The sequence below is a fragment of the Flavobacterium sp. UBA5153 genome (genome assembly GCA_002413745.1).
Taxonomy (GTDB): domain Bacteria; phylum Bacteroidota; class Bacteroidia; order Flavobacteriales; family Flavobacteriaceae; genus Flavobacterium.
Map to the genome: position 1 here is coordinate 107,036 of DHXP01000018.1, position 21,191 is coordinate 128,226.

The window sequence follows — 21,191 nt, forward strand, 5'->3', positions numbered from 1 at the left end:
GAAGTTCAAGTTTTTTAAATTCCTAATTCGTAGAATTCGTCTTCATTTTATAAGTTTGGATTTGTATGCCAAATTTCACTAATTTTATAAAATGAAAATAGCCATAATCCAATCACCATTATTCTGGGAAAACCCAATCGCTAACCGAAACTATTTCGAAGAAAAAATCAATGCTGTCACTGAAAAAGTGAATTTGATTGTGCTTCCCGAAATGTTCACGACAGGTTTCACTATGAATCCAAGCGATGTTGCCGAAACAATGCAAGGAGAAACGATTTTGCTGCTGCAATCTTTGGCAAAAGCCAAGAACAGCGCTATTATGGGAAGTCTAATCATCAAGGAAAACAATAATTTCTATAATAGATTAATTTTTGTTTTTCCGTCAGGGGCAATACAATTTTACGATAAAAACCATTTGTTCACACCCGCTGGAGAAGATAAAGCGTATACAAAAGGAAACCAAAAACTGATTGTAGATTATTTAGGTTGGAAAATTTGTCCGCTCGTATGTTACGATTTGCGTTTTCCGGTTTTTGCCCGCAATGTGGAAGATTATGATTTGTTGATTTATGTTGCCAATTGGCCAAAACCACGAATCAATGCCTGGGATATTTTGCTCCAAGCGCGTTCGGTTGAAAACATGTGTTACACGATTGGCGTGAACAGGACAGGTTCGGATAAAAGTGGATACGAATATGTTGGGCATTCGCAAGCGGTTGATTTTCTAGGGAATTATGTTCTGGAACCACAAGAAACTGAAGGCGTATTCATTGTGGAATTCAACAAGGAAAAAATGCTCGAAACAAGACAAAAACTTGGTTTTCTCAACGACAGGGATTCTTTCGAAATACGAAATTTATAATTTCTTCTTCTTCTTTTTGATTGTTTTCTTTTTCGGTTCCGGACTATAGGGAAGACTCACATCAAAAACTTGTTCTACATCCCAATTAGCGCGAACATCTATTTCCTTCGAAAAATAAATCACTTCCTCGGCTTGACGTTTTTCTAAATAATTGCCCGTATCCCATTCCTTGTTTTTGTTTTCGTCATAAATTAATCTAAGCGAAAATAGGGCGGGTTCCACCAAATTAAATTCGATTTTAGTCTTGCTTTCAGAATATTCCGAAGCCAAAACATCTCCTTTTGCATTCGTCAACTCTACAATTACGGGAAAATGTTTTACGTTTTGTAGATTCACGATGAGATTTCCATAATCAGATAAACTTCGAGTATTCAAATTATAAACTAAAGTATCATTCGATTGTTCCAAATAATCAGTCAATGCTCCCGGCATAATCGTAAAAGTATATTTTTCGGAAGGTTCTTTTTTAAAGTCGAAAAATAATCGTTGGTTAAAATCATCATATTTAGTCGTGAAATCTACCGAAACAGAATCCTTATTGATGAGTTTTATTTTCGAATTGTCAAAATGCGTCAATGGCGTGGCACTTTCCAAGGTAAATTGCTCCCTGAAATTCAAAGCACCATTTTGTACTGGAACGATATTTAAAGTGTCTTTTTTCTGGTCTTTAATTTTAAAACTAAAGTTTCCTTTGTACTTGTCTTTTGAAACTGCTAATGCCAGCGAATCTACTTTTAAGGGCTTAAACCAAACTTGCAGCGAATCCTTTTTTGGAAACTTGGTAATAATTGTTGGCAGAATTTCGACCTTGTTTTTTAACGTGATTTCCGATTTATTAGAATTTCCTTCATAAGGCAAAATCAATCTGTTTCCCGACGCTTGAATGGGTTTGAAAGCCTTGAACGGAAGGACTTCCTTGAATAATTTTAATTCGTAAAGCGTATCATTCGGAATGGTAATGAACTGTTTATTGAATCCAATTTTGTCTTTTTTGGGATTGAATTTATTATTCGAGTTATAATCTTTCATTGCCACCAAAAGATATTTCCCGGCTTTTAAATTTTCGAGTTTAAAAGTTTTCAAACTGTCTAAAGTATTGGTAACATATTTCGGATTTTTATTATAAACCACCGAATCCTTGAATTTATCATTCACATCATAAAGCATCACCGAAACAAATGACTCCACTTCCTTGTTATAGGCATCTTTCACGCTTCCTCCAAGCGTCAAAGAATCGATATAAGCGCCTGTCGAAAACACATATTTGAACTGGTTGTATGGATTTCCCTCATTATTATCAGCAATACTTTGGCCAAAATTGAAGCTATAAGTAGTATTGGGTTGTAGCGTGTCGTTGATTTTTATGGTAATATATTTGCTCGCATTGGTCGGCAATATCAAAGGTTCGTGTTTCATTGGCGGCGAAATAATCAATTGCTTCTTCAGGTTTTTCAGCTTGATATATTCGTCAAAAGTCAATTTAATTTCGTTTCCTTTAAAATTAGTGCTGAAATTTTTAGGGAAACTCATTTTCAAAACTGGCGCAATAGTATCTTTCAATCCGCCAGTAATACTTCCCCTTTTGGCACAGCCAATCATTGCCAATACAAGCAGAAACAGAATATATTTAAAGTTGTTTTTCAACATGATCAATCAGAATTTAGAAGCTACAAAATAACAATTATATTCGCTGTAAAAGAAATGTTTTAAATAGAATTATAAATTCCATTTTGTCATCCTGAGCGAAGTCGAAGGAGGAGCTATTTCCAGCTGTACACTGTATCCACGCAAAAAAGCGTGGGATGCCGTTTCCATCTGGGCTAAAACCGTTCGTTTTTCAGAACGTCGTTTGGTTTAAAAATAAATCACGAATGTGCCATCGCCATACAAACAATGCTGATTTTTGCGCCAGGAATTTTGAGCAATGCGTGCGAACAAGCCTCTAGAGTGGAGCCGGTCGTGATAACATCGTCGATCAACAGAAAATGTTTATGATGGTCTTTTTCTGTAAATGAAACATCAAAAATGGTGTCGATTCCATCGCTTCGATTCAATAGATTTTTCTTGGACTGTGTTTTTGAATACACTTTTCGAAATAATACCGAGTCATTATATTTCAAATTCAAATCTTTGGAAAGTGCTCGTCCAAAATTGGCCACCTGATTGTAGCCTCTTTCCCTAAGTTTTCTTTTATGCAAAGGCACCGGAATAATTTCATCGACCGATTGGATTATTGTCGAGTTTTTCAAGTCTTCTGCATACCACGTGCCCAGAACTGTCCCAATTTCTTCCTGTCCTTTGTATTTCAAGTTGTGAATTAATTCCTGTACGATTCCTTTTTTGTGAAAATACAGCAATGCCGAAGTATATTCGACAGGAATTCTTCCGTAAAATTTTTTGAAGGCTTCGTTCTCTGGATTCAAATGATGATTTGTCAATGGAATATTGTGTCGGCAAAGTGTGCAAATCACGTTTTCATTCGACAATAAAAACGAATGACAACCCGCACAAACAGGAGGAAAAAATAGATTGATACTATTTTTAAACATAAAAAGCCAATTTATTTATAAAAATAGGCAAATCGATGCTTCAAACTTCAACTATTTCCTTTTTTTTAAGTTCACTTTTTATATTTTTGCATCATTATGGCAAAACAAGAAGATTTATTCAAAAATGTAGTTTCGCACGCAAAAGAGTACGGATTTATTTTTCCGTCAAGCGAAATATACGATGGTTTAAGTGCGGTATATGATTATGCACAAAACGGAGTCGAATTAAAAAAGAACATACGCGAATATTGGTGGAAGGCGATGGTTCAATTGAACGATAATATCGTTGGACTTGACGCGGCGATATTGATGCATCCCACAACTTGGAAAGCATCGGGCCACGTGGACGCTTTCAATGATCCATTAATTGACAACAAAGATTCGAAAAGAAGATACAGAGCCGATGTTTTGATTGAAGATTATGCCGAAAAGCTAAATCAAAAAGCAATCAAAGAAATTGAAAAAGCACGTACTCGTTTTGGTGACGCTTTCAATGAACAGGAATTTATAACCACAAACACCAGAGTTGTTGAATATAAAGCGAAAGAAAGAGAAATTCTCGAAAGAATGGCTCGTTCGCTTGGCAACGAAGACTTGGAAGACGTAAAAGCATTAATCGAAGAACTGGAAATTGCTTGTCCGGAAAGTGGATCCAGAAACTGGACTGAAGTGCGTCAATTTAACTTGATGTTTGGCACAAAATTAGGTGCATCTGCCGATACGGCAATGGATTTATATTTGCGTCCAGAAACGGCACAAGGAATTTTTGTCAACTTTTTGAATGTTCAAAAATCAGGTAGAATGAAAATTCCTTTCGGGATTGCTCAAACCGGAAAAGCCTTTAGAAACGAGATTGTTGCCAGACAATTCATATTCCGTATGCGTGAATTTGAACAAATGGAAATGCAATTTTTCGTAAAACCAGGAGAAGAAATGCAATGGTACGAACATTGGAAAACTGCTCGACTAAACTGGCACTTATCTCTTGGTTTGGGAAGAGAAAATTACCGTTTTCACGACCACGAAAAACTGGCTCATTATGCCAATGCCGCTGCCGATATTGAGTTTAACTTCCCTTTCGGATTCAAGGAATTAGAAGGAATTCATTCCCGAACTGATTTTGATTTGAAAGCACACGAGAAGTTCTCCGGTAAAAAAATGCAATATTTCGATACCGAAACCAACTCAAATTATACGCCTTATGTGGTGGAAACTTCGGTTGGATTAGACAGAATGTTTTTGGCAGTTTTTGCCACTTCATTAAAAGAAGAAACATTGGAAGATGGTTCTACGCGAACTGTTTTACAATTGCCATCAGTACTTGCGCCAACAAAAGCAGCCGTTTTGCCATTAATAAAAAGAGACGGATTGCCAGAAATAGCACATAAAATCATCGAAGATTTAAGATGGGATTTCAATGTGGCTTATGATGAAAAAGATGCTGTAGGAAGACGTTACAGAAGGCAAGATGCATTGGGGACTCCTTTCTGTATCACGGTGGATCATCAAACTATCGAAGACCAAACCGTAACGATTCGTCACAGAGATTCTATGAAACAAGACCGTGTAAAAATCGCGGATTTGAAATCAATTATTGAAAATGAAGTTTCAATGAAAAACTGGTTGATGAAAATGTAGTTACATCGCTATTTATAAAAAAAATGCTTCTCGATCGAGAAGCATTTTTTTTGGGATTAAATTGAAGTGACAAACTCCTTAGAAAAGATTTTTATTTGGTCACGCACTTTACGGAATTCGGCGATTAATTCCTTGGCCGTTCCCGAAGATTTGGAAGGATCTTCAAAGTTGTGGTGAATGGTTTTGGTTTTCGTTGGAAAAAACGGACAAGCTTCCTTGGCATTGTCGCAAACCGTTATAACGTAATCGAAAGCAATATCCGAATATTCGTCCACGTGGTTTGAAGTGTGTTTGGAGATGTCGATTCCGTCTTCTGCCATAATTCCCACTGCAAACGGATTGAGTCCGTGTATTTCCACGCCGGCGCTATAAACTTTGACTTTGTCTTTTCCGAAATGGTGTAAATAACCATGAGCCATTTGGCTTCTGCACGAATTTCCGGTGCATAAAACTAGAATTTTTTTCATTTTTTTAGATGCTATTATTTATAATATTTTTTCTTTAACCAAAAAGCTACTTTAACCAATAAAATCAAAGCAGGAACTTCGACCAATGGACCCACGACTCCAGTAAAAGCTTCGCCAGAATTGAGACCGAAAACGGATATCGCGACCGCAATTGCCAGTTCGAAATTGTTTCCCGCGGCAGTAAAAGCAACGGCAGCATTTTTGTCATAGCTCGCGCCAACTGCTTTGGTTACAAAAAAGCCAATCAAAAACATAATGGCAAAGTAGATAAGCATTGGTATGGCAATGATGATGATGTCTTGCGGAATTTTTACGATAAGTTCGCCTTTTAAACTGAACATTACGATTATGGTCGCCAATAAAGCGATTAACGTGATGGGTGAAATGGCGGGTATAAATGTGTTGGTGTACCAATCTTCGCCTTTTAGTTTTACCAAAATTAATCGGCTGAAAAAGCCCAGCACAAACGGAATTCCTAAATAAACAGCAACACTTTTTGCAATCGTTAGGATTGAAATAGTAACGATAGCACCTTCAAAACCAAAATAGGGAGGCAATATTGTGATAAAAATCCAAGCGTAAAAACTGTAGAAGAATACTTGGAAAATGCTATTCAACGCTACTAATCCAGCGCCATATTCTGCGTTTCCTTCGGCTAGATCATTCCATACCAAAACCATTGCGATGCATCGAGCCAAACCGATTAATATTAAACCGATCATGTATTCTGGATAATCCCTCAAAAATGTGATGGCCAAGAAAAACATTAATAATGGTCCGATTACCCAATTCAATATCAGCGAAATTGACAGGATTTTGGTATTTTTAAAGACAGTTGGCAATAATTTATAATTGACTTTTGCCAGTGGCGGGTACATCATTAATATCAGTCCAATGGCAATCGGAATATTGGTTGTCCCCGAACTCATTGCATTTATGTTATTTGAAACAGATGGGACGAAATATCCCAACGCCACACCAAGCAACATCGCCATAAAGATCCAAAGGGTTAGGTAATTGTCTAGGAAAGATAGCTTTTTCATATAGGATTATATTAATTAAGTGTTAAGATTACTAGTTTAAATTCTTGTTATTTTGTCATTCCGACAAAGGAGGAATCCCAACTAACGAGAGCAACAAACAGAGATTGCTTCGCCTGTTCGCTTTGCTCGAGTCCTCCTGCGTCGGAATGACAAATAAGCGAGTTGTTTATTCTGATAATAACAAACTTAAAATGAGGTTAGGTTAATTTTTGGCTTTTTTTATTTCATAATTTTAGCAACAAGACGAATCGGTTTTGCAAGTGGTTTGCACCAAGCTTATAAAGCTTTGAATCGATTGAATGACCTTTTCATCTAAACAGTAACAAATATTGTTTCCTGTTACGGTTCCTTTAATTATACCCACTTTTTTTAATTCGGATAAATGTTTGGAAACGGTTGATTGTGCCAATGGCAAAACTTCCACGATATCACCACAAATGCAAGAGGGTGATGTCATCAAAATTTTTACTATTTCCAAGCGAGCCGGATGTCCTAATGCTTTTAGGATTTCGGCCATTTCGTTGGTTTCTGTTGAGAAACCTATTGTCTTTGTTATTCCCATATCGCAATATTACGATATGTTTTTGAGTTGGCAAAAATAATCTGGTAAATTTATTTTAAAATGGTTTTAAATCGATTTTCCTCTGCATTTTATCGGATTTTTTTGCAGTTCATTTTAATGTATTAACATTTGTTCAAAATATATTAACAACTTATATGAAAAATGCTGTAAATGTTTATTTTTAGCTTGTTAAACAGCCTTTTTTTATTAAATAATAAACGCTTTTGTTTAATTAGTTTCCCAAAACTACCTTAAATCACTTAATCATTCAAAGTAAATTTACTTTGAACATCTAATGTTATGCCTAACAAATTAGGACAAGACATTGATGAATTTGCCATACATTATTATTGACGACGATCAAGAAAGTGTTTTGAAAACTAAAGCAATTGCTGACGGTTTTTCGGAGCTTGTCTTCGTGGCAATGGCTAATAACTATACGGACGGTTTAAATCTTATATTAGAACATACTCCAAAAATAATTTTTCTCGAAATTGACCCTGCCGATAAAAAGAGTAATTTATCATTGGCACTTATCAATGAACTTTATCGGTATTTGAAAGTAATTCCGAAAATCATTGTCACTACCTCTAAAAAAGATTTGGCTTTTGAAGCCATACAATATGAAGTAGCTGATTATGTGTTGAAACCAGTACAACGAATTGATTTAATAAAATCGATTTTAAAATTGAATAAATCGATTGGTGAAGATGAGGTTTTTGTGACCCAAACTTCGGTTCCTGATGAGGAACCAAAAGGGTTGGTAGAGCCAAAACTGGTACAATCAGTGCAACAAGAAATTTCAAATGTCGAGCAAACGCTTGTATTATGCATCAAATCCTACGGTGATTATAGGTACATAGATGCTAAAGACATTTGTTATTTTCAGGCCGACAATAATTCTACCGACATTCACTTGAATAATGGCGAAATGGTCACTGCTTTCAAAACACTCAAACATTTTGAAGGAATTTTGTCCTATCCTTTTATCAGAATTCATAACAGTTATATCGTCAATCGCAATTATATTTCCAGGATTCATACCGGGAATTCGGTTTGTTATATTAAAAACAGCACCATAAAAATTCCATTTTCTAAATCCTATAAGGTAAATGTTGACCTTATTATCTCTGAATTTGCCAATGGAAATTATCTGGAAATCTAAAAAATATCCATCTACCCTAATTTGACGGTCATTCACTATCAGACGGCTGCATTCCACCATAAACGCCTGTTTTTGTAGGTAAATTCGAGAGATGCTATGTAGTTTTACACTGTGGCACCGCGGTATTCGCAAGTCATATAACAATGTAAAATCATATAATAATATAAACCCCTAATTATGAAAAAAGCAACTTTAACAATCGGATTATTTTCATTGGTAATGATATTAACCTCTTTTACGACACCTGAAACAAGTAAAGTAACTGTAAACAATAACACCACTGTTGAAGCTATAGGTTCTGGAGTTGCAGGAGGAAACGCTAAAGTAGATGCTGCAGGTTCAGGGATAGCAGGAGGGAACGCTAAAGTAGATGCAGCAGGTTCAGGGATAGCAGGAGGAAACGCTAAAGTAGATGCTGCAGGTTCAGGAGTTGCAGGAGGAAATGCTAAAGTAGACTAATAATTTATCTTATTTGAATAATTTATTTTTATAAATATTTTAGGCTATCAATTTTTTGATAGCCTTTTTTTTATTCCAATAGTTTTATTTTAGTATTTTTGATGCAATTCAAAAAAACTATTGAAAAACACCTACTACATATTAGTACTATTGCTGTTCGTTTTTTTTGGCTGTACCAAAAAAAGTCAAAATAAAAATGTTGTTAATTCAACCCAAGATAGTTTGTCTACCTATCTTTCCTTGGCAAATGATTTTAGTTCAACTTCTGATAAAAGGCAAAAATATAATCAAAAAGCACTTGCCATCATCATTAATCAACCCAATGATTCAATGAATCGAGTGTATTTATTTAGGGTGGCAAATCGCTACTATAACATTAACAATTGGAGAGATTATAAGAAAACCGTTCAATTAGTTTTAAAAAAATCAGAACAAAGTAAAGATACTTTGAGTTCAGCTAAAGCCTATACGTATTTGGGGGACTTTTATGGTTCACAATCTGTTTCTGACAGTGCTTTTATGTATTATTTCAAGGCAGAAAAAATGTATCTTAAACTCAATGACAATTTGAATCTTGCCAAAACACGATTGAGCAAGGCATTGTTGCAATACAATGAAAGCGATTTTATGGGGAGTGAAATAGCAGTATTCAAGGCTTTAAGTGTCCTGAAAGGAGAAAATGCAAACGAAACAGTTTATGAATCCTATAACCTTTTAGGATTAATTTACAACGAATTGGGGGAATATGAAAAAGCTATTGAATATCATAATAAGGCCTTATCCAGTATCGATGACAAAACTACAAACATAATATTTCAGTCGAAGGCTACCTCATTGAACAACATAGGGTTAGTCTATCAAAATTTTAATAAAAACAAAGAGGCAATACCTTATTTTCTAAAAGGCATGGAACATAAAAATGATTTACTTTTATACAAACCAATAGTTTATGCGGCGTTGTTGGATAATTTAGGATATTCCAGATTCAAACTGAAAGAATACAACGGAATTTCTGAAATGTTCAATGAATCATTGAAATTGAGAGACAGTTTGCATTTAACAATTGGAATTATCATCAGTCAAATCCATTTGTCTGAATATTATGCGTCTCAAAATGATACTATAAAAGCGTTACAATATTCCAATGAAGCACTTGCCACAGCTCGAAATTCAAAAAATAACAGGAATTTATTGTTGCCCCTGAAACAATTGGCGGTTATAGAACCCAAGAAATCGACTATTTATAACAAGGAATATATTCACATTAATGATAGTTTGCAAAAAGCTGATCGAAAAACGGGAAATAAATTTTCCCGTATAGAATATGAAACAGATGAAATTAAACAGGAAAACTCGGCTTTAACCACCCAGAACAGGAATTTGGTGTACATTTTTGGTTCTATTTTGATAGTGGGCTTGTTTTTGTACATCATTAAAGCGCAAAAAGCCAAAAACAGGGAATTGTTGTTCAAACAAGAACAACAAAAAGTCAATGAGGAAATCTATAGTTTAATGATTTCGCAACAAAGCGATGTGGAAACCATCAGGATAAAAGAGAAAAAAAGAGTGGCGCAAGAATTGCATGATGGTGTTCTGGGAAGAATGTTTGGTGTGCGGATGAACTTGGACAGTTTGAATAAAATTCACGATGAAACGGCTGCCCATCAAAGAAACAGCTACTTATCAGAATTGAAAAATATTGAACAAGATATTCGTGAAATTTCACATGATTTGAACAGGGAGAAATCGGAATTAATTAATAACTTCGTAGCCATTGTAGACAACTTATTAGAAGAACAAAAAAAGACGTTCAAATCAAAATTAGTTTCCACTATTGATTCGAACATCAAATGGGAATCGATGAGTAATTCCATTAAAATTAATTTATATCGAATTGTCCAGGAGTCACTTCAAAATATTAACAGGTATGCCAATGCCAATGCCATCAAGGTAGAATTCAAAAAAGGCGTCGACAATTTGCTTTTAGAAATAAGTGATGACGGGATTGGATTTGATGTAAACAAGACAAAAAAAGGAATTGGCTTGCAAAATATGCTTTCCAGAATTAATGAATGCAAAGGAACATTCGACATAAAATCTAAAAAAGGAGAAGGAACAATCATTACAGTTACAGTCCCAATATAACGACAAATAATAATTACAGAGAAATGACAATTGACTCAACTACCGAATCAACAATTAAAAACAACATACTAATCGTAGATGATCATCCTTTTATTATAGAAGGTTACAAGAATGCTATTACAAGATACAATCCAAAAGAATTTGAATTTTTTATTTCGCAAGCCAATGATTGCAAATCAGCATACGATATTATTACAAACCCGGACACTTTGGCTTTTGATATCGCTTTTTTAGATATCAGTATGCCAACGTATGAAGAAAAGGGTCTTTTTTCTGGTGAGGATTTGGCAAAATTGTTAAACGAATTCATGCCAAAATGCAAAATTATTTTACTCACCATGTACACGGAATTGCTTAAAATAAAGAACATTATTGATACCATAAACCCTAGTGGGCTAGTTATAAAAAATGATTTAACATTTGACGAGTTGCTTTTTGGCTTTGACAAAGTGATAAAAAATGAAACATATTATAGTCAGTCGATTCAAAAGATGATGGATCAGGATCAACATGAAGCTATGGAAATCGACCTATTTGACAAACAAATTTTGTTTCATATTTCAAAAGGGACAAAAATAACAGATATTCCACAATATATCCCCATCACTTTAAGCGCAATCGAAAAAAGAAAACAAAATTTAAAAGAATTATTGAATCTAGTAGACGGAAGTGATATTGAATTAGTTAGGGAGGCCAAAAACAAAGGGTTGTTATTTTAGGATCAACTCAAATTATTGTCATTTTGCTTAAAGTTTACGGAAATAGAGTTTTATAATTTTGTCATTCCGACGCAGGAGGAATCTCAGTTAGTTGCTCAGGTTTGTTGAGATTCCTCCTGCGTCGGAATGACAAATAGTTGTGTTTTTGCTAGTAAATTCAAAACTAAAATGAAAAAAATCTATTCTTCACTCAAAGAATTCCAGCCTCTGGCTTTCAAGGGAATTCGAGTATTGGCGCGAGTCACCAAATGGATTCCTTCGCTTTCCTGAGTCATATGACCTATAATCGTAAAATTCGGATTCCCTTTTATCTTGTCAAAATCTTCCATCGCAATGGTAAAAAGTAATTCATAATCTTCGCCACCATTTATTGCCACTGTAGTTGAATCCAGATTAAATTCTTCACAAGTCGAAATCAGTTGTGGATCGAGAGGCAATTTATCTTCATACAAGTTACAACCTACTTTTGATTGTTTACATATATGAATGATTTCCGACGACAATCCATCCGAAATATCAATCATCGATGTTGGTTTTATTTCCAATGCATGCAATAAGGTGCGCACATCTTTTCGGGCTTCGGGTTTCAATTGGCGTTCAATTAAATACGTGTATGCGTCCAGATCAGGTTGCGAATTCGGGTTTACCTGAAAAACTTGTTTCTCCCGTTCCAAAACCTGCAATCCCATATAAGCGGCTCCAATATCACCGGTTACCACCAATAAATCCGTTTGGTTTGCTCCGTTTCTATACGCAATTTCATTTTCATCGGCTTCGCCAATAGCGGTAATGCTGATAATCAATCCTTTTTGCGAAGAAGTCGTGTCACCACCAATAACATCAACCTTATATTCATCGGCAGCACGAGAAATTCCGTCAAATAATTCTTCTAGAGCTTCCAGCGGAAAACGATTAGAAACCGCTATCGAAATCAGGATTTGAGTGGCTTTGGCATTCATCGCACAAATATCGGAAACGTTTACCACGACAGCCTTGTAGCCCAAATGTCTCAAGGGCACATAAGCCAAGTCAAAATGAACGCCTTCTATCAACAAATCTGTAGAAACAACTACTTTTTTGTCTTTAAAATCAAGAATTGCGGCATCATCACCAATTCCTTTCAGGGTTGAGGGTTGTGATGGGATAAAGTTTTTTGTAAGGTGTTCTATAAGTCCAAATTCTCCAAGCTGTGCAATACTGGTGCGTTGAGGTGATTTATCTTCGATCATTATTTTTGTTTTTGAAGTTGCGAAGGTACGAAGAATTTTTTGCCGCAAATTGCACAAATATTCATTAAATTTATTGCGACTTTAAATTTATAAAATGAAAACATCCGATATCGTAACCTTGACCGTCAATCCATCTCTTGATAAAAGTGCACATTTTACAGGCTTGGTAGCGGAACAAAAAATCCGTTGCGGAGCACCACGTTATGATGCAGGAGGTGGCGGAATCAATGTTTCTAAAGCCATTGCCCGTTTAGGAGGAGAATCATTATGTGTATTTACTTCGGGTGGATCACCGGGAATCAAGTTGGAAGAATTGGTACGGCAAGAAGGAATTGCCATAAAAACAATACCAACACAAAATTGGACTAGGGAAAATCTGGTGGCTTTGGACACCAATACCAATGCGCAATATCGTTTTTGTTTTCCTGGAGCTGTAATTTCAAATGCCGAAAAAGAGGATATCATTCAAACAATTCAAGAATTAAAACCCAAATATTTAGTGGCAAGCGGCAGTTTAAACGAAGGATTGTCGACAGATTTCTATCAGCACATTGCCGATTTAGCCAAGGAATCCGGCACAAAAATAATAGTGGATACTTCAGGGGAAGCATTGAAAAAAGTTCTGGAAACAGGGGTGTATTTAATGAAACCAAATATTGGGGAATTGGCTAAATTAATTGGAGTCGAAAGATTGGAAAGGGATGAAGTCGAGCAAGCAGCACGAACATTAATCCAAAAAGGAAGTGCCGAAATCGTGGTGGTTTCATTAGGTTCTCAAGGAGCAGTTTTGGTAACGGCAACTCAAACAGAGTTCGTTCCTGCGCCAAATGTGGTCAAGAAAAGCACCGTAGGAGCAGGCGACAGTATGGTTGGCGCAATGGTTTGGGCATTGTCCCAAAACAAAAGTTTAAAAGAAGTCGTGCAATGGGGAGTTGCCTGTGGTTCTGCTGCAACAATGAATGAAGGAACGCAATTATTTAAATTGGAGGATGTCAAGCGATTGTTTGAGCAGTTAAATAAAACATCGTAGAGACGCATACAATGGTAGATATGCACAAATGTAGAGACGCATAATGGTAGAGATGCACTGCAGTGCGTCTCTACGATATAACAAAAAAACCTGACAATTTTCATTATCAGGTTTTCTCTATTATCGATCCGTCTATTCTCTTTTTTTTAAAATTAATCATTCAACTTCAACACCGCCATAAATGCTTCTTGCGGGATTTCTACATTTCCAACTAAACGCATTCGTTTTTTACCTTTTTTCTGTTTCTCTAAAAGTTTACGTTTACGAGAAATATCGCCACCATAACATTTTGCGGTAACATCTTTTCGTAAGGCTTTTATCGTTTCACGAGAAATTACTTTCACCCCAATAGCTGCTTGAACAGGAATATCAAATTGCTGACGCGGAATTAATTCTTTCAATTTTTCGCACATTTTTTTACCTATTTGATATGCATTATCGGCATGCATTAAGGAAGACAAAGCATCAACAATGGTAGCATTTAACAATATATCTACTTTTACCAAATTTGAAGTTCGCATCCCAATTGGCGTATAATCAAATGAAGCGTAACCTTTAGAAACGGTCTTCAAACGGTCATAAAAGTCGAATACAATCTCTGCCAAAGGCATGTCAAAAGTCAATTCTACGCGTTCAGTTGTCAAATAAGTTTGATTCGTAATTAAACCGCGTTTCTCAATACACAAGGACATTACATTTCCAACATAATCGGATTTAGTAATAATGGTAGCTTTTATAAAAGGCTCTTCAACATGGTCTAAACGAGAAGGCTCGGGTAAATCTGTTGGATTGTTTACAACCAATGGTTTTTCCGGATCTTTTTTGGTGTAAGCCAAATACGAAACGTTGGGAACGGTTGTGATAACGGTCATATTAAACTCTCGTTCAAGACGCTCTTGTATAATTTCCATATGCAACATTCCTAAGAATCCACAGCGGAAACCAAATCCCAATGCCGCAGAACTTTCTGGCAAAAATACCAAGGAAGCATCGTTCAACTGCAGTTTTTCCATAGAGTTTCTCAACTCCTCATAATCTTCAGTGTCCACAGGATAAATCCCCGCAAAAACCATCGGTTTCACATCTTCAAAACCTTGAATTATATTGGTTGTTGGCGTTTTTGCATCCGTCAACGTGTCGCCCACTTTTACCTCTTTTGCCTCTTTAATTCCCGAAATCAAATAACCAACATCACCTGCAGAAATAACTTGTTTCGGAACTTGATTTAATTTTAATGTGCCAATTTCATCCGCAAAATATTCATTTCCGGTTGCCATAAACTTTATTTTCTGGCCTTTTCGGATTTGTCCATTCTTCACACGAAAAATAACTTCAATTCCACGAAACGGATTGTAATGAGAGTCGAAAATTAAAGCCTGCAACGGTTCGTCTATATTTCCTTTTGGTGGAGGAATTCTTTCGATAATGGCTGCCAAAATATTTTCGACACCCAGGCCCGTTTTCCCCGAAGCGTGAATAATATCCTCCAATTTGCAACCTAATAGGTCAACAATATCATCACTTACTTCTTCCGGATTGGCACTTGGCAAATCTACTTTATTCAAAATCGGAATAATTTCCAAGTCATTTTCTAGCGCCAAATATAAATTTGAAATCGTTTGTGCCTGAATACTTTGTGCCGCATCCACAATCAAAAGTGCGCCTTCACAAGCCGCAATCGAGCGGGAAACTTCATACGAAAAATCAACGTGACCAGGAGTATCAATCAAATTCAGGATGTATTCTTCCCCTTTATAAGTGTATTCCATCTGAATCGCGTGACTTTTAATCGTGATTCCACGTTCGCGCTCCAAGTCCATATTGTCAAGCAATTGCGCTTTTTCTTCACGCGCAGTTACCGTATTTGTTGCGCCAAGAAGTCGGTCAGCAAGCGTACTTTTCCCGTGATCAATGTGTGCAATAATGCAAAAATTCCGTATGTTTTTCATTCTTTGTTTATGTCAATTTTTTTGGTGTGACCGCAAGGGTCGGGCTTTTCGTTACAATCTTGTCATTGCGAGCTTGTGTGGCAATCTCTCAACAACAAGGATTTCCTCTGCAAATGAAATTCACTGAACTCCTATAAAAATAAAAGTATAGTGAAGTAATCCCTCACGCAATCGCTTATTGCGATAATTAATCTGCAAAGATAATTCAAAGTTAATCAGCGTCAAAGGAGTTTCAAGATAAAAGAATAATGATGTGTTTTTAAAATTTTAATTTAAAATATTCATCTTTCAATTTTATAAACATTTTAAAAACAAAATAAAAAAATCACTAGTAGCCATAGTGTTATTTGTTTTTCTTATTATCCATTTCGATGATATAAGCCATGTTTTTAATTAAATTATCGTGTTTTTTTACAAAAGGATTGGTTTCGTCCCAAACATAACCAGCTAAAACAGCACAAATTTTACGTTTTACATCTGGGTTTTCCGGTTGATGAAAAAATAATGTCTGCAGATTTCCGGTGTACCATTCTTTTACATAAGTGGTAAAAACGGCAATTCCTCGTTTCATATATCCTGTAAATTCTTCTTCCCAATCGACTGCAATTCCCTGTGATTCTTTCAAATAAAGTTTAGCAGCAAGTATTCCGGATTCGGCAGCAAAAGCAACTCCTGAGGAGAAAACGGGATCCAAAAATTCCGAACTATTGCCGGTTAAAGCAAAACCGTCACCATACATTTTTTTTACCGAACGGGAATAATTTTCCAATTTCACCGGTTCAAACAAGAAATCAACTCCCTTAAATCGTTTGATATAATAATCAGAAAGTTGAATGGCCTTTTTTAGCGCTTCGGTATTGTCTTTGTTTTCTGAAAGCGAATTGATAAAATCGGTCGGGCCAACAATGCCTAAACTTGTATTTCCGTTAGAAAAAGGAATTACCCATAGCCACACTTGGGTTTCCAGAATATCAAAAGAAATCATAGTTCCTTCTTCGCCTTCAGGTCTGTTGAGGTCTTCCACATGTGTGAAAATAGAAGAATGCGGATCTAATTTTGAGGGTGTGTCTAAATCTAAAAGCCGAGGTAAAACTCTGCCATAACCGCTGGAATCTATGATGAATTTGGCGTGAATTTCTTTTAGATTTCCGGCTGCATCTTTAACGATAGTTTTAGAATTCTTTCCTTCAAAAGTAACTGCCACAACTTCCGATTCAAATTCTAAATCAATTCCTTTTCTGATTATTTCTTGTGCCATTGTGTTGTCAAAATCGGCTCTTGGCACTTGCCACGTCCAATCCCAACCTTTTCCAAATTTTTTACTAAAATCAAAAATGCAAATTTCTTCGCCTCGAATGAATCGAGCTCCCAATTTTTTTTCGAAATTCATTGCATCTAAACATTCAAATAATTCCGCTTCGGCAAAATGATCCATAACGCGAGGAATTAAGCTTTCGCCAACGACCAGCCTGGGAAATTTTGTTTTTTCGACTATTTTCACCTTGACATTGTTATTATGAAGGTATGATGCCGAAACACATCCGGAAGGGCCAGCACCAATTATTAAAACATCTACGTATTCCTGTAACATAATTTAAATTTAAATTATTTTTTCTTGCATTTAATCAAAGTATGGCTCATTCCTATGATTTCATGAAGTTCATCAACCACAAAACCAGTTTTTTCAATTAAATTCAAAACATCTTGTGAATGATACATTTGACTGTTTCCATTGGCAACAGCTGTAAAATATAAGGATGTTGCGTGTAAACTGTAAGTTGAGGCTTGAAATTTTTGTAAATCCCAAAAGGTTTCCAAAATATAAAAACTAGCATCTGCTGTCATTGATTCATGAGCTCTTTTAAAAAGACCTGAAATTTCCTCTAATGAAAAGCAGTCAATAAACTGACTCATCCAGATAACATCAAAACCTTTTGGAAAAGGAATCGAATTGTCTAATAAATTAATGTCTGTTGCTGAAATTCTGTCTTCAAATCCGGCCTTGGCAATGTTTTTTCGGGCAACATTAGCTTGTCCTGGCAAATCTAAAATAGTGATTTTTACGTTTGGGTCATATTTTGCACACTGCAATGAAAACTTACCTGTGTTTCCGCCTACATCCAAGAAAGATTTTGGATCATCCTTAAATAAAATGGGCATTACATCCGGGAAAGTGTAGTCAGAATAGAAATGATCAAAGTCAAACCAGCTTTTTTTAATTTTTTCTGGCAATTTAGACAAGCCTTGATAAACGGTATCCCAATCGCCGAGTTCTTTTAATCCTTCAGGCTTTCCGTTTGTTATTGATTCTTCAAGATGATTAATGGCTAGATAATTCACGTCTTGGGTAAAATCCATATTGATATTGGTCATTTTGTCTCTCAAAATAAAATAACCTGTTTTTGTCAAAATAAATTCATTGTCTTTCAAATAAACCATTTCTAAACTTAAACCAGCTTCCAGTAATACTTTTACCCCGTAAACAGATAAATTTAATTCGGTAGCTATTGTTTCAATGCTGGCTTTGTCTTTTTTAAACAGATAATCTAATATTCCTATATTTCTAAGTGTTTTTGCAGCTTGAAACATAATTGGTGCAAAAGCAATTTTTTGTGCGTCTAAATTCGCCTGAATAACACTCTTTTTGTCAGAACCGAAATCTTTCATTCTTAAGTTTTTGGCATTAGTTTAATGCATAAGTAGCAGTTCGCGTGGTTGTGGTGTGAATTGTTGCGAGCGTGCGAGTAGTTGAACAAAAAGGCGTTTTGATTTTCTATTCTAAACAATATTATGCTATATTTACATCTATCAAATTAACCACATTAAATTCTAAATAAAAATTAATTTTTAATTTATTTAATAACAAATCATAAACAAGTTGAATGAACACTATAAATGAATATTTAAGTTTAAAAGAATTTGAATCTATAATCTTTGAAAATAATAAAATAGCTATAAGTGAGGTTGTTTTAAACAGGGTAAATGAAAGCTTTGTTTTTTTAAAGGATTTTTCTAAAAACAAAGTGATTTATGGTGTAAATACCGGTTTCGGACCAATGGCTCAATATCGAATTAAAGATGAAGACCGAATCCAACTGCAATATAATTTAATAAGAAGCCATTCTTCCGGAACCGGAAAACCGTTAGATGCCATTTGTGTGAAAGCGGCAATTTTAGCGAGGTTAAATACACTTTTATTAGGGAATTCTGGCGTTCATTCGTCGGTAATTCATTTGATGAAGGAATTGATCAATAGAGATATTATTCCATTAATTTTCGAACACGGCGGTGTTGGTGCCAGTGGTGATTTGGTTCAATTGGCACATTTGGCTTTAGTCCTAATTGGTGAAGGCGAAGTTTTTTACAAAGGAGAAAGAAAATCGACTCAAGAAGTTTTCGAATTAGAAAATCTAAAGCCTATTCAGGTTGAAATCAGAGAAGGTTTAGCTTTGATTAACGGAACGTCGGTAATGACCGGAATTGGAGTTGTGAATGTTCATAATGCCAATAAATTATTAGATTGGTCGCTAAAATGCTCTTGTGCCATTAATGAAATAGTTCAAGCTTACGACGACCACTTTTCGGAGGAATTAAACAATACCAAACGTCATAAAGGACAGCGTGAAGTGGCTGCGAGAATGAGAGAAAATCTTGTTGACAGTACTTTAATCCGAAAAAGAGAAGATCATTTATATACCGGCGAAAATAAGGAAGATATATTCAAGGAAAAAGTGCAGGAATACTATTCGTTGCGTTGTGTTCCTCAAATTTTGGGACCAGTTTTAGAAACCATAAATAATGTGGCATCTATTCTAGAAGACGAATTTAACTCGGCAAATGACAATCCGATTGTTGATGTAAAAAACCAACATGTGTATCATGGAGGAAATTTCCATGGGGATTATATTTCTTTGGAAATGGACAAACTCAAGATTGTGATTACTAAATTGACGATGCTTGCCGAACGCCAGTTGAATTATTTGCTGAATTCAAAAATCAACGAAATTCTTCCTCCATTTGTAAATCTGGGAACTTTAGGATTTAATTTCGGAATGCAAGGCGTTCAGTTTACGGCGACTTCAACGACAGCCGAAAATCAAATGTTGTCCAATCCGATGTATATCCACAGTATTCCTAACAACAATGACAATCAGGATATTGTGAGCATGGGAACGAATGCTGCGGTAATTACCGCAAAAGTAATAGAGAATGCTTTCGAAGTATTGAGTATTGAAATGATAACTATCGTTCAAGCCATAGATGCATTGGGACAAAAAGATAAAATTTCGTCAGTTACCAGAAAAATGTATGACGATGTAAGAGCCATTGTCCCTGAATTTAAAGAAGATCAAGTAATGTATCCTTTTGTCCAAAAAGTTAAGGATTATCTGATGTCAAAATAAAAACACGAAGTCTATGAAATGTGCATTGGTAACAGGTGGTTCAAGAGGAATTGGCAGTGCTATTTGTAAAAAATTAGCGGCGGATACGGATTATCATATTTTAATCAATTATCAGTCCAATAAAACTGCTGCGGAACAAACACTTGAAGAAGTAAAGAAATTAGGTGCCACGGGCGAGATTATCCCTTTTAACGTTGCGGACTTTGAAGAAGTAAAAACAGCATTAACACAATGGCAGGAAGCAAATCCGGAAGCGATTGTTGAGGTGATTGTGAATAATGCCGGAATTACTAAAGACGGTTTGTTTATGTGGATGAGTCCAGAGGATTGGACAAGCGTGGTGAATACCAGTTTGAATGGGTTTTTTAATGTGACCAATTTTTTTATTCAAAAAATGTTGCGCAATAAATATGGTCGTATTGTGAATATAGTTTCCCTTTCTGGTGTAAAAGGAACTCCGGGACAAACCAATTATTCGGCTGCCAAAGGCGCTGTTGTTGCCGCCACAAAAGCATTAGCGCAAGAAGTAGCAAAACGAAAGATAACCGTAAATGCTGTTGCTCCGGGTTTTATCAGAACCGATATGACAAGCCAGTTAGACGAGAAAGAATTAATAAAATTGGTTCCCGTTAATCGTTTTGGAGAAGCCGAAGAAGTCGCTGATTTAGTGAGTTTTCTGGTTTCTAAAAAGGCCAGTTATATTACAGGTGAAATTATTAATATAAACGGGGGGATTTATTCTTAAAAGAGAATGAATAGAAGAGTTATAGTTACGTCAGAATTTTCATAAAAATTCATCAACAAACAAAAAATATCAGTAGCTTTATCAAAATTAATTATAAGAGGGATAGTTGTTTAAATATTTGAAATTCAATAATTTAAATATACAACGATTTCTTTTTTTATGCGATTTTTTTACTTAAAATATTAATAAAAATTAGTTGTTAGGATAAATTATATTTTTTAATTAT

Annotated in this window: 18 protein-coding genes; 9 read left to right on the forward strand and 9 right to left on the reverse strand. The window is 35.5% G+C overall.

Annotated features, from left to right (window positions below):
• The first annotated feature begins 91 nt into the window (after positions 1–91).
• The gene (locus tag B2145_RS04030; RefSeq protein ID WP_291098555.1) at positions 92–862 is read left to right on the forward strand and encodes a nitrilase family protein; all 771 of its coding nucleotides are present in this window, start codon (positions 92–94) and stop codon (positions 860–862) included.
• Here B2145_RS04030 and B2145_RS04035 read toward each other — a convergent pair.
• Positions 857–2,509, reverse strand: coding sequence for an Ig-like domain-containing protein (locus B2145_RS04035; RefSeq protein WP_291098558.1), 1,653 nt, complete (start codon positions 2,507–2,509; stop codon positions 857–859). The genes B2145_RS04030 and B2145_RS04035 overlap by 6 nt on opposite strands.
• A 218-nt stretch (positions 2,510–2,727) precedes the next feature.
• A complete protein-coding gene (locus B2145_RS04040) occupies positions 2,728–3,411 on the reverse strand; it encodes a ComF family protein (protein WP_291098561.1) in 684 nt (227 codons plus the stop codon).
• Between the two features lie 96 nt (positions 3,412–3,507).
• On the opposite strand from B2145_RS04040, the gene B2145_RS04045 reads away from it, so the two are divergent.
• Positions 3,508–5,049 carry a glycine--tRNA ligase gene (locus tag B2145_RS04045; RefSeq protein WP_291098563.1) on the forward strand — a complete coding sequence of 514 codons (1,542 nt, stop codon included), beginning with the start codon at positions 3,508–3,510 and terminating at the stop codon, positions 5,047–5,049.
• 56 nt (positions 5,050–5,105) lie between these two features.
• On the opposite strand, the gene B2145_RS04050 is transcribed toward B2145_RS04045, so the two are convergent.
• From B2145_RS04050 to B2145_RS04060, 3 genes are all read right to left on the reverse strand, one after another.
• On the reverse strand, positions 5,106–5,516 hold the full coding sequence (locus B2145_RS04050) for an arsenate reductase ArsC (RefSeq protein ID WP_291098566.1): 411 nt from the start codon (positions 5,514–5,516) through the stop codon (positions 5,106–5,108).
• A gap of 14 nt (positions 5,517–5,530) precedes the next feature.
• Positions 5,531–6,559, reverse strand: coding sequence for an ACR3 family arsenite efflux transporter (gene arsB, locus B2145_RS04055; RefSeq protein WP_291098569.1), 1,029 nt, complete (start codon positions 6,557–6,559; stop codon positions 5,531–5,533).
• A 232-nt stretch (positions 6,560–6,791) separates the two neighbouring features.
• Positions 6,792–7,121, reverse strand: a complete 330-nt coding sequence (locus B2145_RS04060) for an ArsR/SmtB family transcription factor (protein WP_291098572.1) — start codon at positions 7,119–7,121, stop codon at positions 6,792–6,794.
• A 328-nt stretch (positions 7,122–7,449) separates the two neighbouring features.
• Between B2145_RS04060 and B2145_RS04065 the strand changes: the two genes are divergently transcribed.
• The 4 genes from B2145_RS04065 (at position 7,450) to B2145_RS04080 (ending at position 11,609) form a co-directional block, all read left to right on the forward strand.
• A complete protein-coding gene (locus tag B2145_RS04065; RefSeq protein WP_291098575.1) occupies positions 7,450–8,286 on the forward strand; it encodes a LytR/AlgR family response regulator transcription factor in 837 nt (278 codons plus the stop codon).
• 177 nt (positions 8,287–8,463) lie between these two features.
• Positions 8,464–8,745 (forward strand): 3-oxoacyl-ACP reductase, encoded by a 282-nt coding sequence (locus B2145_RS04070; protein WP_291098577.1) that lies wholly within the window; start codon positions 8,464–8,466, stop codon positions 8,743–8,745.
• A 120-nt stretch (positions 8,746–8,865) separates the two neighbouring features.
• Entirely contained in the window at positions 8,866–10,890 is a 2,025-nt protein-coding gene (locus B2145_RS04075) for a tetratricopeptide repeat protein (protein ID WP_291098580.1), read from the forward strand.
• Positions 10,891–10,913: 23 nt separating this feature from the next.
• Positions 10,914–11,609, forward strand: coding sequence for a response regulator (locus B2145_RS04080; protein ID WP_291098582.1), 696 nt, complete (start codon positions 10,914–10,916; stop codon positions 11,607–11,609).
• Between the two features lie 179 nt (positions 11,610–11,788).
• Here B2145_RS04080 and thiL read toward each other — a convergent pair whose 3' ends face one another.
• Positions 11,789–12,838 carry a thiamine-phosphate kinase gene (gene thiL, locus B2145_RS04085; RefSeq protein ID WP_291098585.1) on the reverse strand — a complete coding sequence of 350 codons (1,050 nt, stop codon included), beginning with the start codon at positions 12,836–12,838 and terminating at the stop codon, positions 11,789–11,791.
• Positions 12,839–12,932: 94 nt separating this feature from the next.
• On the opposite strand from thiL, the gene B2145_RS04090 reads away from it, so the two are divergent.
• A complete protein-coding gene (locus B2145_RS04090) occupies positions 12,933–13,868 on the forward strand; it encodes a 1-phosphofructokinase family hexose kinase (RefSeq protein ID WP_291098588.1) in 936 nt (311 codons plus the stop codon).
• A 152-nt stretch (positions 13,869–14,020) separates the two neighbouring features.
• On the opposite strand, the gene lepA is transcribed toward B2145_RS04090, so the two are convergent.
• From lepA to B2145_RS04105, 3 genes are all read right to left on the reverse strand, one after another.
• Complete coding sequence (lepA, locus tag B2145_RS04095) at positions 14,021–15,817, reverse strand: translation elongation factor 4 (protein ID WP_291098591.1); 1,797 nt, start codon at positions 15,815–15,817, stop codon at positions 14,021–14,023.
• Between the two features lie 343 nt (positions 15,818–16,160).
• Positions 16,161–17,408: an NAD(P)/FAD-dependent oxidoreductase gene (locus B2145_RS04100; RefSeq protein ID WP_291098594.1), complete on the reverse strand. Its 1,248-nt coding sequence runs from the start codon at positions 17,406–17,408 to the stop codon at positions 16,161–16,163.
• A gap of 14 nt (positions 17,409–17,422) precedes the next feature.
• Positions 17,423–18,484, reverse strand: coding sequence for a class I SAM-dependent methyltransferase (locus B2145_RS04105; protein ID WP_291098597.1), 1,062 nt, complete (start codon positions 18,482–18,484; stop codon positions 17,423–17,425).
• A gap of 215 nt (positions 18,485–18,699) precedes the next feature.
• On the opposite strand from B2145_RS04105, the gene B2145_RS04110 reads away from it, so the two are divergent.
• Both B2145_RS04110 and fabG read left to right on the forward strand, forming a co-directional pair.
• Positions 18,700–20,220 carry an HAL/PAL/TAL family ammonia-lyase gene (locus B2145_RS04110; protein ID WP_291098600.1) on the forward strand — a complete coding sequence of 507 codons (1,521 nt, stop codon included), beginning with the start codon at positions 18,700–18,702 and terminating at the stop codon, positions 20,218–20,220.
• 13 nt (positions 20,221–20,233) lie between these two features.
• Positions 20,234–20,965 carry a 3-oxoacyl-ACP reductase FabG gene (gene fabG / locus B2145_RS04115; protein ID WP_291098602.1) on the forward strand — a complete coding sequence of 244 codons (732 nt, stop codon included), beginning with the start codon at positions 20,234–20,236 and terminating at the stop codon, positions 20,963–20,965.
• Positions 20,966–21,191: the final 226 nt, after the last annotated feature.